General features: G+C 68.1%; 19 protein-coding genes. 17 read left to right on the top strand and 2 right to left on the bottom strand.

Translation table 11 applies throughout. The features are described 5' to 3' along the window. Positions 1–93: 93 nt before the first annotated feature. From QM572_RS12080 to QM572_RS12005, 16 genes are all read left to right on the top strand, one after another. Positions 94–1,008 (top strand): bifunctional DNA primase/polymerase, encoded by a 915-nt coding sequence (locus tag QM572_RS12080; protein ID WP_415093404.1) that lies wholly within the window; start codon positions 94–96, stop codon positions 1,006–1,008. 412 nt (positions 1,009–1,420) lie between these two features. After that, positions 1,421–2,284, top strand: a complete 864-nt coding sequence (locus QM572_RS12075; protein WP_415093402.1) for a hypothetical protein — start codon at positions 1,421–1,423, stop codon at positions 2,282–2,284. Continuing rightward, the gene (locus QM572_RS12070; protein ID WP_415093400.1) at positions 2,277–3,266 is read left to right on the top strand and encodes a ParB N-terminal domain-containing protein; all 990 of its coding nucleotides are present in this window, start codon (positions 2,277–2,279) and stop codon (positions 3,264–3,266) included. The genes QM572_RS12075 and QM572_RS12070 overlap by 8 nt, the downstream gene beginning before the upstream one ends. 28 nt (positions 3,267–3,294) lie before the next feature. Beyond that, positions 3,295–3,972, top strand: a complete 678-nt coding sequence (locus QM572_RS12065; RefSeq protein WP_415093398.1) for a hypothetical protein — start codon at positions 3,295–3,297, stop codon at positions 3,970–3,972. Between the two features lie 3 nt (positions 3,973–3,975). Beyond that, positions 3,976–5,109 carry a C40 family peptidase gene (locus QM572_RS12060; RefSeq protein WP_415093396.1) on the top strand — a complete coding sequence of 378 codons (1,134 nt, stop codon included), beginning with the start codon at positions 3,976–3,978 and terminating at the stop codon, positions 5,107–5,109. A gap of 40 nt (positions 5,110–5,149) precedes the next feature. Continuing rightward, positions 5,150–5,434, top strand: coding sequence for a DUF6112 family protein (locus QM572_RS12055; RefSeq protein ID WP_415093394.1), 285 nt, complete (start codon positions 5,150–5,152; stop codon positions 5,432–5,434). Between the two features lie 55 nt (positions 5,435–5,489). Next, positions 5,490–5,789 carry a DUF6112 family protein gene (locus QM572_RS12050; RefSeq protein ID WP_415093392.1) on the top strand — a complete coding sequence of 100 codons (300 nt, stop codon included), beginning with the start codon at positions 5,490–5,492 and terminating at the stop codon, positions 5,787–5,789. A gap of 38 nt (positions 5,790–5,827) precedes the next feature. Next, the gene (locus tag QM572_RS12045) at positions 5,828–7,153 is read left to right on the top strand and encodes a conjugal transfer protein TrbL (protein ID WP_415093390.1); all 1,326 of its coding nucleotides are present in this window, start codon (positions 5,828–5,830) and stop codon (positions 7,151–7,153) included. Then, entirely contained in the window at positions 7,150–8,613 is a 1,464-nt protein-coding gene (locus QM572_RS12040) for an SCO6880 family protein (protein ID WP_415093388.1), read from the top strand. Before QM572_RS12045 ends, QM572_RS12040 begins: the two co-directional genes overlap by 4 nt. 41 nt (positions 8,614–8,654) lie before the next feature. After that, entirely contained in the window at positions 8,655–9,098 is a 444-nt protein-coding gene (locus QM572_RS12035) for a VOC family protein (RefSeq protein WP_415093386.1), read from the top strand. A 97-nt stretch (positions 9,099–9,195) separates the two neighbouring features. Beyond that, entirely contained in the window at positions 9,196–9,603 is a 408-nt protein-coding gene (locus QM572_RS12030; protein ID WP_415093384.1) for a hypothetical protein, read from the top strand. Beyond that, a complete protein-coding gene (locus tag QM572_RS12025) occupies positions 9,600–11,084 on the top strand; it encodes an ATP-binding protein (protein ID WP_415093382.1) in 1,485 nt (494 codons plus the stop codon). Before QM572_RS12030 ends, QM572_RS12025 begins: the two co-directional genes overlap by 4 nt. 286 nt (positions 11,085–11,370) lie before the next feature. Continuing rightward, entirely contained in the window at positions 11,371–11,559 is a 189-nt protein-coding gene (locus tag QM572_RS12020; RefSeq protein WP_415093380.1) for a hypothetical protein, read from the top strand. A gap of 77 nt (positions 11,560–11,636) precedes the next feature. Continuing rightward, the gene (locus tag QM572_RS12015) at positions 11,637–12,704 is read left to right on the top strand and encodes an ImmA/IrrE family metallo-endopeptidase (RefSeq protein ID WP_415093378.1); all 1,068 of its coding nucleotides are present in this window, start codon (positions 11,637–11,639) and stop codon (positions 12,702–12,704) included. Beyond that, on the top strand, positions 12,701–13,327 hold the full coding sequence (locus tag QM572_RS12010; RefSeq protein ID WP_415093376.1) for a hypothetical protein: 627 nt from the start codon (positions 12,701–12,703) through the stop codon (positions 13,325–13,327). Before QM572_RS12015 ends, QM572_RS12010 begins: the two co-directional genes overlap by 4 nt. Next, positions 13,324–15,087: a type IV secretory system conjugative DNA transfer family protein gene (locus QM572_RS12005; protein WP_415093374.1), complete on the top strand. Its 1,764-nt coding sequence runs from the start codon at positions 13,324–13,326 to the stop codon at positions 15,085–15,087. Before QM572_RS12010 ends, QM572_RS12005 begins: the two co-directional genes overlap by 4 nt. Positions 15,088–15,099: 12 nt before the next feature. Here QM572_RS12005 and QM572_RS12000 read toward each other — a convergent pair whose 3' ends face one another. Continuing rightward, positions 15,100–15,372, bottom strand: coding sequence for a hypothetical protein (locus QM572_RS12000; RefSeq protein WP_415093372.1), 273 nt, complete (start codon positions 15,370–15,372; stop codon positions 15,100–15,102). A gap of 5 nt (positions 15,373–15,377) precedes the next feature. Continuing rightward, positions 15,378–15,809: a hypothetical protein gene (locus QM572_RS11995; protein WP_415093370.1), complete on the bottom strand. Its 432-nt coding sequence runs from the start codon at positions 15,807–15,809 to the stop codon at positions 15,378–15,380. Positions 15,810–16,130: 321 nt separating this feature from the next. On the opposite strand from QM572_RS11995, the gene QM572_RS11990 reads away from it, so the two are divergent. After that, positions 16,131–16,799, top strand: coding sequence for a hypothetical protein (locus QM572_RS11990; protein ID WP_415093368.1), 669 nt, complete (start codon positions 16,131–16,133; stop codon positions 16,797–16,799). Positions 16,800–16,840 lie beyond the last annotated feature (41 nt).

Genomic DNA, 16,840 nt, shown 5'->3' with positions numbered 1-16,840 from the left:
GCAGATGCCCCTTGCGACAGGCCTGCTCGGCGGGGACGGGCGGGGGCGAGGACGGGCGATTTTTGGTGCCCCCCTCGGCGCAGTGTGGGGTGCATGAACGAATCCGACACTCGGCGCGGCCCAGCAGTCCGGTGGGATCCGCGCCTTCTCAACAACGTTGCGGCCGCTCCGGATCTCGCCTCGGCCGCGGAGCTTCTCGGAGCTGCTGGGATCCCGGTCCTCCCATGCGTGCCCGGCGGCAAGCGCCCCCTGACCACCCACGGCTTCCACGAGGCGAGCGCCGATCGCAGGGTCATCGAGTCCTGGTGGCGCCGCCACCCCGAGGCCAACATCGGTGTTCCGACAGGCACCGCCGGCGGCGTCGACGTGGTCGACGTCGACATCCACCGGTCCGGCTCCGGTTTCGAGGCCATCCAGCAGGCCCGTCGAGCAGGTCTGATCGACGGGTGGGCATGGATGGTCCGCACCCCCTCAGGCGGCCTGCACGCCTACTTCCTCCGCACCGATGACCTCCCGCAGCGGTCCTGGCAGCTGCCCAGCAAGCACATCGACTTCCGAGGCGACGGCGGTTACATCATCGTGCCGCCATCACGAGTGCGCACCAGGGACGGCATCACCCACACCTACTCCACGATCACGGTCGCGGACCACCAGCCAGGACCAGTAGACGCGGCCGCACTCCGACACTTCCTCTCCCCGCCTCGCCCCTCAATCGGGCCGAGAGCAGTGCCAGACATCGGACCTCGGCCGGACAAGCTCGCGGCCTGGGTCTCCTCCCGTCCCGAGGGGGCCCGCAACGGCGGGCTCTTCTGGGCTGCCTGCCGGATGGCCGAGGAGGGACACGACCTCGAGGCCGCGACCACCGTCCTCGGCGACGCTGCGCGCACCGCCGGTCTCCCCGATCACGAGGCGACGACGACGATCCGCTCGGCCTATCGGATCGCGACCAGCCCAGGATCACCGGGCCCGCCTCGCCCTTCAAACACCGGCCAGGCGGTGTCACTGTGAACGAGCCCACCCCCGAGGGCCACCTCGACTCCACGCGCCCAGACGGCGCTCCCCGACCCGGGCAAGACCTCCAGGCAGACACCGCGGTCGATGCACTCGCCGTCCACAAAGACCCCTCCGCGCAAGCACCTGACGCCGTCCCGCGGAGCAACCCGGGTCCGCGCGGCGTCACGTGGGTTCGCCCGACCGACGTGCCGACGCTCCTTGGCGCGCGCCTTGCCGGTCGCGGCATCGATCTCCACGCAGAGCTCACCCGCCGCGCACGCCGCGCCCCCGGCGCCGCCCTCTCGACGGCGTCCCGCCAGGCGTCACGCCGGATCACCCGAACCGCGATCGCCCGACCCGACCGATCCACGACCCCCCGAACCGACGCAGTCACTGACCGAGTCACTGAACGAGGAGGACCCTCGCTATGAGCACGCCCGACTTCGCCACCGCCGAGGGCCTACGAGCCCTCCTGTTCGACCTCGCCTACGGCGACCCCAACGCATGGCAGTCCAGTCCCGAAGCCACCGACCTGATGACGTACGCGATGGAGAAGTACGCCAGCCTCGCTCACAAGTACGGACTCGAGCCGACCGATGCGGCAGCGGCAGCTTTCGAGGTCATGCAGAACCGTGCGACGAGAATCGCCGAGGATCCCTGGGCGGTCATCACCCACGCCGTCGAGCTCACCCTTATCTACGAGTCGCGTGCCGAGGGCCTGCTCTGCTCCACCGACAGGGCACGGAAGACGACCGGACTCGACTATCACGACGCCGAGCGGTTCTCCGACCGGGAATCCGAGATCACCGACTACGACCCTGCGTTTCACGTCCACGCACTCATGGCCGACCCCTACGACCCCACGGAGAAGCAGCCCGACGGCGAGCCAACCAACGCCTTCTTCGCTCTCGCCGATGCGGTGAAGTTCTTCGAGGAGCTGGGCTGGCGCCGGCGCGACGCCGAACTCGGCCTGGACTACATCGCGGCCCGCTTGGCGCGGTGCGGTGACCCGAGGACGGCATACGTCTCGCTACGACGCGATGGCAACGGCCCTGGCTGGCTCGACGTTGACCAGAACGGATGGCTGACCATGTTGCGCACACTGCTCGGCGACCCTCGCAAGGACTACGAAGGGACCGGCCGCGGACGAGGCGTCCTGCTCCGGCTGTGCACCGGCGATGTTCTGAACGACCTCTTCCAAGACGACGCTCTCGCGAACGCGATCCAGGCCATCGCTCCTGTCGCCCCCGCGTCCCCTCCCACGACCCAGGCAGATCAGAGCCATGTCTGATCGCGGCCGCATCGAACTGGAGCGCAGCCTCGGGTCCATCGTCGTCGGTGAGCGCCACCGCCGCGACCCCGGCGACCTCACAACGCTCGTGGACTCCATGAAACGGGTGGGACTCCTCCAACCGGTGACCATCACCCCCGACGGATACCTGATCTGCGGCTACCGCCGTCTCGAAGCCGCAAAGCAGCTGGGATGGAGCACCTTGCGTGTATGGGTGAGGTCCGGAATCAGCGACGACCTGACCAAGCTCCTCGCCGAGCGCGACGAGAACCTCACCCACAAGCCGCTGTCCGCGATCGAATCGGCGCACCTCTTCGAGGAGATGAAGGCCCTTCTCCAAGAGGATGCCGACCGACGAATGAAGGCGAATCAGTTCAAGGCCGAGAACCACGAAACCGCAGGTCACCCGGGCCGTCCCGAATCGGGACAGCCGGAGAGTCCGACCGGACGAACCTCCCGCCAAGCAGCTCTCCTCGTGACCCAGAAGGCCTCCCACAACCGACTTGAGCAGATCCTCGCCATCGAGCGCGTGGCCGCCGACCGCGACCTGCCGAAGGACGTGCGACAAGTCGCCGACGACGAGATCGCCGCGATTCGAAACGGTGGCGCGGTCGACCCCAGCTATCAGCGCGTCATGGCAGCCAAGCGGGTCGCAGAGATGATGAAGCCCGGAGCACAGGCCGCACTCGACGATGCCGCCGACGAAGCACTCAAGCAGGCACAAGAGGACCGCCGACGCCGCGTCAAAGAGAACCGCGCTCGCCGCGAAGCCGAAGCAGCGAACACGAAGCGCTCCACACGGTCGTTCAACCTGAGATGGGCCGAACTCGATGGCTGGTCATCGAAATACGCACCCGAGCAGATCGCGCGCGAGATCAAGCCCGACGATTGGACGCTCTTCATCCGCGTCGTCGACGAGACGAGGGCGTTCGCTGACGCGGTCCACAGGCTGCGTGGACCGGTCGGCACACCTGAGTTGTGACCACGCCGACTCCCCGAAGGCCACGCTGATGCGCTTCCCCCACTCTCCCCATGAACTCCGCCGACGACGTCTGCTCGTCGCAGGAGCGGGCGCCGCCTTGCTGCTGATCTCTGTGTCGACCTACGCCGCCCTGGTGCATCGCGCGGCCGTCCACAGCGTCCGGGTCGAGCAGCGAACCGCTTCTGAGGGACCGACCACGCGGGCGGCGGCTCCTCCCTCGGCAGTTCCCTCGTCGCTTGACGGCACCGACGATCCGGAAGGGTTCGCCCGCAGTGCCGCGCTGGCGATCTTCGAGTGGGACACCGCAACGATGCTCCGCCGCGAGGACCACATCGAGCAGATCGTCGTGGCTGGCGACCCGGCCGGCGAATCGACTGCCGGCCTACTGTCCGACCTGAGCGGATACGTCCCGACTGACGCAGCCTGGATCGACCTGGCACAGTATGCGACGCGGCAGTGGCTGACGATCGACTCGCTCACCACGCCTGCGAAGTGGGACGTGGCCGTAGCTCAAGCCGGGAGCGCCCTGCTCCCGGGGACCGCCGCGTTCACAGTTCGCGGGGTGCGTCACCGCACCGGCACCTGGGACGGCGCGCCCATCAGCACCGAGCACCGCGTGGCATTCACGGTGTTCGTCGTCTGTGGCCCGACGTACCCGGAATGCCACCTCCTACGCCTCTCGATCCTCGACAAGCCGCTGGACTGAGCGATGCTCAAGGCTGCCATTGGCACAGCCCTTGTCGCCGTCTTCACCGGACCGGCGTGCCTCCTGCTCGCCCTCGGTGTCTTGATGAACCCGGCAGCCCAGGCCCAATGCCTGCCGTCGAGCCCCGTGGTCAACGGCACCCCTACGACACTGACCGCGACCACCTCAGACGGAAGAAGCGTCACGCTCGACGAAGCGCAGCTGACCCGCGCCGCCACGATCATCAGCGTCGGAGCCGGCACACGAGGTGTCGGCCGCGATGGCATCGTCATCGCACTGATGGCTGCCCTTACCGAGTCGAGCCTGCATCTGCTGTCCAACACCACCGCTTATCCCGGCTCGGCGAACTACCCTCACGACGGCAACGGCTCCGACCACGACTCGCTCGGGCTGTTCCAGATGCGGCCGAGCACCGGCTGGGGATCGGTCGGGAATCTCATGGACGCTGAGTACAACGCTGAGGCGTTCTACGGCGGACCGACTGGACCCAACCGCGGGTCGCCGCGCGGTCTGCTCGACCTCACGGACTGGAAGGCACTGCCCAAGGGAGCCGCAGCGCAGGCCGTGGAGGTCTCCGCATTCCCGGATCGATACGCCGCCTATCAGCCTGTCGCCGAAACCATCCTCGATGCACTCGCGACCACCACTTCCTCAGGGTCGTGCGGCGCCGAGGGGAGTTCTGCTGCGGGCGCCCCCGGTGCACCGGCGGTGCCACTGGCATCCGGGTTCGCAGGCGCCCTGATCTCAGCTGCGCAGGTTCAGATCGGCAAACCGTACGTGTGGGGCGGGGGCACCTACACCGGGCCGTCAGGACGAGGCTCCGACGGACGCGGGCCGGGGTTCGACTGCTCAGGTCTCGTCCTGTACGCGGCCTTCCAGGCCACCGGCGGCAAGCTCCGACTCCCCCACTACTCCGGCGCGCAGATGACCTTCGGCCGTTCCGTCGCTTGGGAGGACAAGCAGCCCGGCGACCTGATCTTCTTCATCGAGCCCGGCGCCTCCGCACCGCACCACGTCGCGATCTACGTCGGCGACGGAAAGATCCTCCAAGCCCCGCGCACAGGTCAGAACGTCCGCTTCGGGACGACCTCCGAGTTCGCCGGCCAAACCATGAGGGTCCGACGACTCACCTCGTGACGTGCCTCTCCCTCGGCACCTTGGAGCACACCTCCTGGCCATGAGTGACTCTCTCATCATGGGCGTCAGCCCCGACTTCGGCGCCGTCGGCGCCTCCACCCAACTCCGATCGATCATCGGTGCCCTCCTCACCTACGGCCTGGTCATCGCAGCACTGATGGTGATCATCTGCGCGGCCGCTTGGGCCATCGCCTCGGCGCACGGAAGCTGGCAGGCGGCAGGCAAGGCGAAGACTGGCCTCTTCGTCGCCGTCGGCGGCGCAGTCCTGGTCGGCGGCGCGCTCGCGTGGGCGAACTGGCTGCTCGGCATCGGGGCGCGGCTCTGACGCCCTCACGAGAACACCTGAGCGAGTGAACCCCCAACTCACTCAGGAGGACCCCGTGAAGCACCTCGCCGCCCTGCTGCCGCAGGACATCAACATCAGCCCGAACGACAGCGGCCTGCCCGGCATCGCCCAGCTTCGCACCATCGTCGGAGCCACGATGACGGTCGGCCTCGTCCTTGCCGTCCTCGCCCTGGTCGTCTCCGCTGCGGTCTGGGCGCTCGGCGCGAACTCGTCGAACCCGCACCTGGCCGGCCGCGGCAAGTTCGGCGTTCTCGTCGGGCTCGGCGCGGCGATCATCACCGGCGCTTCGGTGACGCTCGTCAACTTCTTCTGGCACGTCGGCCAGTCGGTCTGACCAGCTACCGCACCAGGGCCTAAGAGAGGACTCGAGCGATGGCTGACGTATGCGATGTTCCAGTGATTTCCAGCGTGTGCGACACCGCGGGCAACGCGGCCGGTGCTCTGGTGTCGGCTCCGTTCGACTGGCTCGCCCAAGGCATGGGCAATGCCGCAGGCTGGCTGTTCGAGGCCGTGTGGAAAGTCTTCGACTCGACCACGATGGTCGACGTCACCAGCGAGGGCTACACGAAGGTCTACAACATCCTCTTCGGTGTCGCTGTGTTCGTGATGCTCGGCTTCTTCCTACTACAGGTCATCGGCGGCATGATCCGCCGAGAGCCTGCGGCACTGTCGCGAGCCGCGTTCGGGCTCGCCAAGTCCATCCTCGGTTCCTTCGTGGCGCTTGCCCTCCTTGCGACCGCCTTCGAGGTCACCGACCAACTGAGCATCGGCATCGTCCACGCCGCGGGCACCGACATGACCAAGATGGGCGACCGGATCGCTCTCCTCGCCAAAGGCCTGGTCGGCATCAACGTCGCAGCGCCAGGCGCCGGCGCGATCATCACCATCTTCATCGCCGGCCTCGCGATCGGCGCAGCAGCGATCGTGTGGATCACCCTGCTTATCCGCAAAGCCTTGCTGCTGATCGCGATCGTGTTCGCGCCGATCGCCATGGCCGGCGCGAGCTGGGACCACACCCGGACCTGGGTGAGCAAGTGGGCGTCCTTCGTGATCGCCCTAATCCTTTCGAAGGTCGTACTGGTCGTCATCTTCCTACTCGCCACCGCTCAGGTGTCGGCACCGATCGATGGCGACCTCAAATCCGTAGGCGATCCCATCGCAGGCGTCGTCCTCATGTTGATGGCCGGATTCGCGCCGTACATGACGTACAAGGCGATCAACTTCATGGGATTCGACATGTACCACGCGATGTCAGCCGAGCAGGAGGCGAAGTCGGCACTCAACCGGCCGATGCCGATCCCGATGAACCGCAAGCCCACCGGCACGCCCAGCAAGGTGCTCGACGGCAGTGCTGGCACCAAAGGGGCTGGGAGCAGCGGAAGTAGCGGGCCGAGTGGCGGACCGTCCCCGACACGACCGCCAACGGGTACCGGCCCGATGGCCGGCGGGGCCGGCGGATCAGGGCTCGGCAGCACGGGAGGAGGGGCCGCGGGAGCTGCTGCTGGCGGAGTTGGTGCCGGACTGGTGGTGGCACGGGAGACCGCTGGGGCCGGAGCGCGGAGCGGTCGGTCCGCCGGAGCGGCGGCCTTCGGCCAGGCCGATTCCGCTGAGCGAGACTCACCTCCCAGAACCACGGCCGTCCCTCCCCACGGGTCTGACTCGGTGCCTGCGCCCCGCGGGCGAGGAGGCCGGCGATGAGTACGCCCATGCCAGCGCGTGGCTATGACCTCGCTGCGGTGAAGTTCTCTCGCCTCAGCCATCGCGGTGTCCTACTCGGTCTGTCCGTTCCTCAGCTCGTCGCAGTTGGGTCCGGCGCGGTCATCTTGGTGTTCGCGCTCTATGTCGGCGGAGATGCGACCCTGCTGCTGGTTGCCCCCGTCCTGCTGGGATGCGTGGCGGTCGCGTTTGTGGGCGTGGGAGGCCGCAAGGTCGTCGAGTGGCTGCCCATCGTCACCAAGTGGACCTGGCGAGCGACTGCCGGACAACTGGTGTTCCGTCGACGGATCATCAAGCCCCGGCCCGCGGGGACTCTTTCGTTGCCGGGCGACGCGGCCAGACTGCGCCAATGGACCGACCCTGAGTCCGGCGCGGTCATGGTTCACGACCCCTATGCCGCGACTCTGACAGCGATCGTGGGCGTCACCCACCCTGCGTTCATCCTGCTCGACCCCGTCGAGCAACAACGCCGGGTCACGAGTTGGGGACGCGTACTCGCCACCGCGTGCCGCTCAGGACGCTTGTCATCGGTGCAGGTAATGGAGCGCACTCTGCCCGATTCCGGGAAGGGCCTTGCGCAGTGGTGGTCCGAGCACGGCGCTCACGACGAGTCGTGGACCTCGAGAACGTACAGCGAGCTGATCGACCGCGCCGGGCCTGCCGGCGAGCGGCACGCAAGCACGGTGTCGATCTCGCTGGATATGCGAGCAGCCTCACGCGCGATCCGCGCCGCCGGCGGCGGCATCCGGGGTGGTGCCGCGGTGCTGCGCCAGGAGATGTCGACGATCACCGCCGCTCTCCGTGCTGCTGACCTCGCACCGTCAGACTGGCTGGAACCGGGCGACCTCGCGGTGATCCTCCGCTCGGCTTACGACCCCGTGGTCGCCGGAGCACTGGAGCGTCACGGCGACCTCGGCCGCGACCTTGCGACAGCCGGCCCCGTCGCAGTCTCAGAGAGCTGGTCGAGCATGCGCAGCGACTCCGCCCATCACTGCGTCCTCTGGATCAGCGAATGGCCGCGCTCCCTCGTCTACCCAGGGTTTTTGGCGCCCGTGCTGCTCACCTCCGGCGTGCGACGGACCTGCACCCTGCTCTACACACCGATGCGCACCGATCAGGCAACCCGCGACATCCGTAGGAAGAAGACCGAGCACATCTCCGACGCCGCTCAACGTCAGCGTATCGGCCAGATCGAAGACGCACGGCAGTCAGCGGAGTACGACGACGTCCTCCAACAGGAAGCAGACCTGACCGCGGGTCACGGCATCCTCCGCACCACCGGACTCATCGCCGTCAGTGCCGAAGACCTCGAGGAGCTGGAGCGGGCCGTCGCCGACATCGAGCAGGCCGCCATCCAGGCCTCTTGCGAGACGAGGCGACTCTGGGGCCAGCAGGCCCAGTCGTTCTCCGCCGCTGCTCTGCCGCTCTGCCGCCAGGTGTAGCCTCCGGCCGGGCGTACGGGCTGTCCCAGCCCGATAGCCTCATGATCGTGGTCATCAGGTTCGTCAACGTGGGCATCGCAGTGGACGACCTCGAAGCGACCATCGCCTTTTTCACCGACCTTGGCCTCATCGTCATAGGCCGCACTGAAGTCAGCGGCGAATGGGCCGACACCGCAGTGGGTCTCGACGGCAACCACGCCAAGATCGCGATGCTCCAGACGCCAGACGGCAACGGTCACATCGAGCTCTTCGAGTACATCCACCCCGATGCGATCGAGACGCCACCGACCCTCCCCAACGAGATCGGCATGCACCGAGTCTCATTCGCCGTCGACGACATCGACGACGCGCTCGCCATCGCGGCTAGACACGGATGCCGCCCCCTGCGAGGCGTGGCGAACTACCAAGACGTCTACAAGCTCGCTTACCTTCGAGGCCCCAGCGGCATCCTGGTGATGCTCGCCGAGGAGCTCGCACCCAGCTGACGAGGACGCCGGTCATCGACGAGGCAGGATCCCGCTCTCGCAGTCCGACGGCTTGAGCCGCGCACCTCCTTCTCGACTAGATCGAGAAGGAGCCCCCATGCCCACGTTCGAAAATCCGGCGGCAGATGCAGACGAAGTCCAGGCTGCGCTTCGCGCCCTCGCGTACGCCACTCGTTCCATCGACGACCCGCGCCAGATCTACTCGGTGCTGGGATCGCTCACCTCGGCGGTGGCATCCCTAAGTCAATCGCTCCACCAGGTCGCCTCGTTTCACGACTCCGAGGCCGAGAAGGGCGTCTGGGTTGCTGGTGACTCCCGGGCCGGACGTGCGGCGACCTATCAGGTGTCGTGGGAACTCCACCGGGTGGGCGAGATCCTGCGCCAGGTCTCGGAGTCCATCGCCAGTGCTCACAGCGCCGAGGCCCGGATCACGTACACGCACCGCGACCTCCCGGACGCAGAACGGCACCCCAGCCGCCCCAACGACCACCCGCTATCGCTGTGAAGGGCTGGAACGAAGGCCGCCTGCACAGCACGGTCCTGGTCTCACCTCGCCGCGAACGGCGGCGCGACCGACGGGCACGGAGGGCCGCAGCGAGGTCTCTGCTCGCCGAGAACCGCGATACCCGGAAGGCGGCCGCCAGGGCGAAGGCCGACGAACTGACGGCCGAGCATCGTGCGACCGTGGTGTTGCCGAAGTCAGGAGAGGCCGGCGCGGCCGCGCTGCGGACCCCGGGGCGGCTGCGACTGCCGCGCCACCAGGACACCTCGGCCACGCTGGCCGGCGCATATCCCTTCCTCGCCGAGGGCGGCCTCGGCAGCGACGGCGTGTTCGTCGGTCAAGACCTCTACTCAGGTAGCTCGTTCGTCTACGACCCGTGGGTCCTGTATGCGCGCGGGATGATCACCGCACCGAACCTGGTCTTGGCTGGCATCGTCGGGTCTGGGAAGTCCGCGCTCGCCAAGAGCCTTTACACCCGCTCCATCCCCTTCGGCCGCCGCGTCTATGTGCCTGGTGACCCGAAGGGCGAGCACACCGCCGTCGCCGAGGCCGTCGGGGGCAAGGCGATTGCTCTCGGGCACGGGATGGTGAACCGTCTCAATCCCCTCGACGAGGGCCACCGTCCCGGCGGCCTGGACGACGCGCAGTGGGCCGCGCAGGTCACCTCCCGCCGGCGTGACCTTCTCGGCGCGTTGGCGGAGACGGTGCTGGACCGTCGCCTCACACCGTTAGAGCACACCGCGATCGACGTCGCGCTCGCTGACGCCGTTCGGTCGTCGAACGTGCCCGTGTTGCCGATGGTGGTCGACCGGCTGCTGGCCCCCGACCCGGCGACCGACTCGGACCGCAGATTGGCTGAGGACGGCCGCGTCGCAGGTCATGCTCTGCGACGTCTGGTCGCTGGTGACCTGGCGGGCCTGTTCGACGGTCCGTCGACGGTTCGGTTCGACCCGACACTGCCGATGGTGTCGCTCGACCTCTCTCGTGTTGCGGAGAACTCCACGTTGGTGTCGGTCTTGATGACGTGTGCCTCGGCATGGATGGAGTCCGCACTCCTCGACCCTGCCGGCGGACAGCGGTGGGTGGTCTACGACGAGGCGTGGCGGCTGATGTCACACCCTGCGCTGCTGCGGCGCATGGACGCGCATTGGAGGCTGGCTCGGCACTACGGGATCGCGAACATGCTGATCTTCCACAAGCTCTCCGACCTCGACAACGTCGGCGACTCCGGCTCCGCGATGCGAGCCCTCGCATCGTCCCTGCTGGCGAACGCCGAGACGCGAGTCGTCTACCGCCAGGAGTCCGATCAGCTCGGCAGCACAGCGGCCTCGCTTGGCCTGACGGAAACCGAGCAGTCATTGCTGCCGACACTCGGGACCGGGCAGGGTCTTTGGCGGATCAAGCATCGCTCGTTCGTGGTCCAACATCAGCTCCATCCGGCCGAGCTCAGCCTCTTCGACACCACGAGCAGGATGAACTCCTGAGGCGCCCCGGAGGGGACGCTCACCCGGCGCTTCGATGCCGCTCTGCTGCGTCGGTGCGGAGGCCGTTAGCGTCCTCATAGTCCCACAGCGCCCACTCGTAGCCAGCGGCGTAGGCGGGGTCGATGCGCTGGTTGTCAGCGAGCCACTCGCGTCCCGTCGCAGACCCACCCGCACGCAAGCACGCCGTTCGGCCGTCGCGATAGCCCTCGTCGTATCGGCGTTGCTCGGGCGTCGTGATCACACGCCCTAGTCGAACATTTGTTCTAAACTGGGTCAATATTGGGGCGTGTCCGCGAACCCGCCCAAGAACGATGCATGGCCCCAGCCCAAGCGCTGGAACCACTGCTGGGTGCGGTTCGGCCACGGGAACTATCCCCCTCCTGCGCCTGGACTGATCTTGGACTGGCGCCGCGAGGGACGTCAGTGGAAGGCCTGGGTGATCTGGCTGGACAACACCGACGGCCCCTGGCGATAGCCAGCCGTCAGCCGCTGCGTCGACACCTGGAGTTGCGGCTGGCACACCTGCTCCGATGAGGAGTCAGGAGGCATCCGATGGGAACTCAGGCACGCGACATCGCGGCCCGCGAGGCGAAGCTCGAAGCCCTGCAGAACAAGCTCACCGCGTCGGTTGGCGCATTGGTGAGCGGCGACGATTGGAAGCGAGCGCTCTCGTTCGCCGCGCAGTTCCGCGCGCGATCGTTCAACAACACAATGCTGATCGCGGTTCAGCACTACGCAGCCTTCCAGGAGGGCCGTGTGCCCGCGCCGATGCCGACGTACGTGGCCGGCTTTCGACAGTGGCAGAGCCTGAGCCGTGCCGTGATGAAGGGGCAGTCGGGTTACGCGATCCTCGCGCCGGTCACCGCGCGATTCGCGTCGGCAAACCCATCCGACCCGGACTCCTGGAGACGTCTCGCGCGGGGCGAGACACCCCACTCGGGTGACATCGTCCGCTCCAAACTGGTCGGGCTCAAGCCGGCTCACGTCTGGGACGTCTCGCAGACCGATGGCAAGCCGATCCCCGAGACTCCACGCCCGACCCTCCTCCAAGGCCAAGCGCCCGACGGGCTGTGGGACGGGCTCGCTGACCAGATCACGGCGCAGGGGTTCGAGCTGCGACTCGTCTCCAACGCGACCTCGATCGGCGGGGCCAACGGTCTGACCGACTACGCGACGCGAGAGGTCTCCGTGCGTATGGACATGGACGACGCCGCTCAAGCCAAGACCCTCGCGCACGAGCTCGGGCACGTCCTTCTCCACGACCCAACGCAGCCCGAGGCCAGTGCCGACGCTGCGATGCACCGAGGAATCGCCGAGGTCGAGGCAGAATCGGTCGCGTTGATGGTCGGAGCCGCGCACGGTCTGGCGACCGACGACTACACGATCCCCTACGTCGCCTCCTGGGCATCCAGCGTTCCGGGCAAGACTCCTGCCGAGGTCGTGCAGTCAACCGCCGAACGCGTCCGCAGCACCGCCGTCAGGATCCTCGACCAGCTCGACACGCCACAGATCAGCGACGGGAACCCGCCTGGACTCGACCGGAGCGGCCCCGCTCACGAGCGCGGAGCAACAGCCACGCGAGCGGCCACTCCGCAGCAGATCGAGACGGTCGGACGATGAGCGCGATCAGCACTGCCGGCTTCACCCAGCCGCGCGGCCGAGGTCGAGACCGCGACGCGGGCCGAGGCAAAGACCGGGCGATGCACCGACCGGAGGACCGGCGGACCGTCCGGGTCCCGGTCGTCATGCCGCTGGTCGAGGTCGACGTCGACCACCGGGGCCTTCTGACAGTGACGCTCGACCACGAGCCGCGTCCCACCGAGGCAGCACTGACCCGCGAAGGCCTCAAGCCGCTGCTGGTCGAGATCGCGAACGAGATCGGAACCCCGGTGCGGGTCGAGGTGCGGGAGGCAGACCGATCGACCTTCACCGACATCGTGACACCAACACCGCCGACGATCCTCACGCCAACCACCGCAGCGCCGACCAATCCACACACAGACGACAGAGACGCCGTCGATGCGCTTGCGACCTGTGACAGGCGCCTGGGCGATGTGACCGGGGCCGGGTTCCTTCCCGATGAGGAGGTCGCGGTGGCCGTCGTGGTCGCCCACCAGGTCGCGGGCAGCGACGGAACCGCCCGGCTCCACCTACCGCCGGCATTGCTCGAGGCCCACCCCGGTCTCCTCGTACTGCTGGGCAGCCGATCTCAGGTCGTCGTGATCGCCGGCGGCGCCGCATGAATCCCCGCGGCGACGGGGTCGATGACGTCCTGGTCAACCTCGGGCTCCTGCTGATCTCGGGCATCGGGCTGATCGCCGGGACCCTCCGGCTCGCAGGCTCCGCCGCCGCGTGGGTCACCGGAGCATCCCAGCCGGACGGCGGCTGGGAGTCAGGACTCCGCGTGCTCACACATCCCGGCGATCCCGCCGCAGCACTGCAAGCTCACGGCCTCTCGCCGTGGGCCTACTGGCTCGTCGTCGCACTCCTCATCGCGGCGAGCCTCAGCGCAGCCGCCCTGGTGTGGCGTTGGACCGGCGCGATGCGGCACCGCACCTCGCACGACCCGCGCCGCCTCGCCGGAGTGGCAACCGGGCGCGACGTACGGGCAACGGCATCCAGGAAGGCACTACTGGCCCGCGGACGTACACTGCGACCCTCGCTCGATGCGCCAACTCCGTCCGACATCGGCTACCTCCTGGGGCGCTCACGCGGACAAGAGGTGTGGGCCTCGGTCGAAGACTCGATCCTGTTGCTCGGACCGCCCCGCTCCGGCAAGGGCCTCCATGTCGTCATCAACGCCATCCTCGACGCCCCCGGCGCGGTCATCACCACCGCCACCCGACCGGACAACATCGCCGCCACCCTCACCGCACGCCAGAACCGCGGGCCCGTAGCCGTGTTCGACCCCCAACGACTCGCCGATGGACTGCCCGCCGGCCTGCGCTGGTCACCCGTCCGCGGCTGCGAAGACCCCCTCAGCGCGATGATCCGAGCCACCGGCCTCGCCTCCGCCACCGGCCTATCGGCCGGTGGAGTCGAGTCGGGCGGCTTCTGGGAAGGCAAGACCCGAACCGCACTCCAATCCCTGCTCCACGCCGCCGCCCTCGACGACCGGACGCCGCGAGAACTCTTCAACTGGACCCTCACACCATCCGCGGCCGCCGACGCCGTGGCGATCCTTGCGACCGACCCGCGCGCCGCACCCGGATGGGCAGATGCCCTGGAATCGATGATCCACGCCGACCCCCGCACCCGGGACTCGATCTGGATGGGCGTCTCCCTTGCCCTATCCTGCCTCGCCGACCCACGCGTCCTCGACGCGGTCTCCCCCGCCGCGGGTGAGGAGTTCGACCCCGTCGATTTCCTCACCAAGAACGGCACCCTCTACCTGCTGGCCACCGGGGCAGGAGCCGGTGCATCGTGGTCCCTGGTCGCAGCATTCATCGAAGACCTCGTCGAGACCGCCCGCCACCTCGCAGCTGCTTCACCCGGCGCCCGCCTGGACCCACCGCTGCTTCTCGCACTCGACGAGATCGGGAACCTCTCGCCCCTGCCCTCCCTGCCGACCCTGATGGCCGAAGGCGGCGGCACCGGCATCACCACCATGCCCGTACTCCAATCCCTCTCCCAAGCACGGGACAAGTGGGGGGACCACGCCGCCGGCGCGATCTGGGACGCCTCCATCGTGAAGGTGATCCTCGGCGGCACCTCGTCGGCCAAGGACCTCCAAGACCTCTCCGCACTCATCGGCGAACGCGACGAACGAACCGACACCCTCTCGATCGGCGACCACGGCTCACGGTCAGTTCAACGCTCCATCCGCCGTGTGCCGGTGATGCCACCGGAGACCATCCGGACCCTCCCGTTCGGCACCGGGCTGGCGCTGCTGCGAAGCGCACCGCCGCTGGTGGCCGACCTGCGTCCCTGGACCGCCCGCAGCGACGCTGAGCAGATCCGACGGGACCGCGCGAAGGTCGAGACGGATCTTCGGCGCCGGTAGCGCGAACGCGCGTCAGACGCTGGCGGCGAAGCGGTTGACCGCCTCGACGTAGCTCCCGACCGGCCCGGGCAGGACGTCGACGTGGACGACCGTGCCCTTCTCCTCCTCGACGAGGTCGACGATCCGGCCCATCGCGAGGGCATCCTCATCACCGACCACGACGATCGACCCCGGCTGGATCACCGTCGGGTCGCGCGCGTCGGAGAGCCATGTCCAGATGTAGCCGGTCTCGTCAACGCTGTGGAAGTCGACCTCCAGGTCGACGACAACGGGTACGTCGGTCATCGCGGTCACCTCCTGTGCGCCTCGGGCGGTACGTACTTCGGATTGTCCAACAACGGTCCCAAGATAGCGAGGAACTCCTCGACAAGGTCTGCCAGCGGACGTGGCGGGACCGATTGGGCGGGCTCGAACAGCAGGGTCCAATGCGGCGCGGCGAAGGTGGGAAGCAACCGCCCGACGGTCGCCAGCTGTGCGGGTGCGACCTTGTAGTACCGGCGGTAGGTGATCAGGCGGGTTGCGAGCACGGCGCGTTCGTCGAGGTCACCACGTGCCGCGAAGAGGGAGATCCCTCTGGCCGCCAATCCCTGATAGGTGAAACGATCCGACATCCGGTCAGCGTGCTGAACGAGCTTCTCCTTGGTGTCAGTGCCGCCACGGATCAGGAGCGTCAGGTCCTCCGGCGACTCGCCCGCTCGCACAGCGTCCTCGAGCCTCTTCACCCTTTCCTCCCCTCGCCTGCGTCAGGTTGGTTCGACGTCGACGCTAGCCGTCGTCGGTCAAAGCGTCCGAACTTGCTCGGTCACTCCCGTCGCCGTCGGTAGGTGTCCGGGCGGACCCCGATACGGCGGCACACCTGCCTCGTGAGACGCGGAGCCGCCCGGCACCGCCCCGAGACAGGAGACACCGATGACCAACCCGACCCATTGCAGCATCCGCGGCCCCGTCGCCTCGGTCGCCGAAGCGACGCCCGACGCGATCTCTGGGTCTGGATCTCGGTCTGCCCCGGTGCTGCGTCCGGTCCTCGGGCTCTGAGGCACGACATGCTTCACGCGCTCCAAGCCGCCCTGGGGATCGAACGCGCCGTGCAGGATCGTCGTGGTGACGACGTCCACGACGATGACGATGTTTACGACGATGTGGGCGACCTCTTCGCAGACTTCGACCCCTCCGACCTGCCCCGACCGGTCAACTGGAATCTCCTCACCGCGGACGAGGCTGCCATCGAGTGGCCCGCCCTCGACGAGTGGATCGAATGGCTGCGGTTGAGCTACGGCCTGCCGCCGGCCGTCGTGCCGCCGTACTGGCACCGCCACGACGAGCTCGTGTGGGAGCTCTCCGCCCTGCACACCTCCTGGCTCACCGCCTACCACCCCGACGGCAACCCCTCAGGTCCCCTCGCCTGGCACCGGGACTTCTCCGATTGCCGCGCCCGGCTCAGAGACTGGGTCTCCACCGCGGGCTGCCGGCTCGACCGAGACCGGCCCACCAGGCAGGCCACCTGGCCCGGTGAGCCGATCCGCAGCACCGGATCCGAGGTCGAGATCCACGACCGGTACGCCGACTTTCAGCTCTTCGTCGCCGAGGACGTCGCCGCGCGGCGGCTCATCGAGCAACGCGTCAAGCAAGCCGTCGCACCCGCACGGGACGGCCGAGGCGACGACGACCGAAACCAGGGCGACGACGACGACGGGGCCGTCGTTCCCGGATGAGCCTGCCCCAGGTCACACGACCGTCCGGCCTCTCACCACCA

The sequence above is a fragment of the Nocardioides sp. genome, from assembly GCF_047607365.1.
Taxonomy (GTDB): domain Bacteria; phylum Actinomycetota; class Actinomycetes; order Propionibacteriales; family Nocardioidaceae; genus Nocardioides.
Note: the sequence above shows the minus strand (reverse complement) of the source record. Positions and strands in the feature narration are given on the sequence as shown.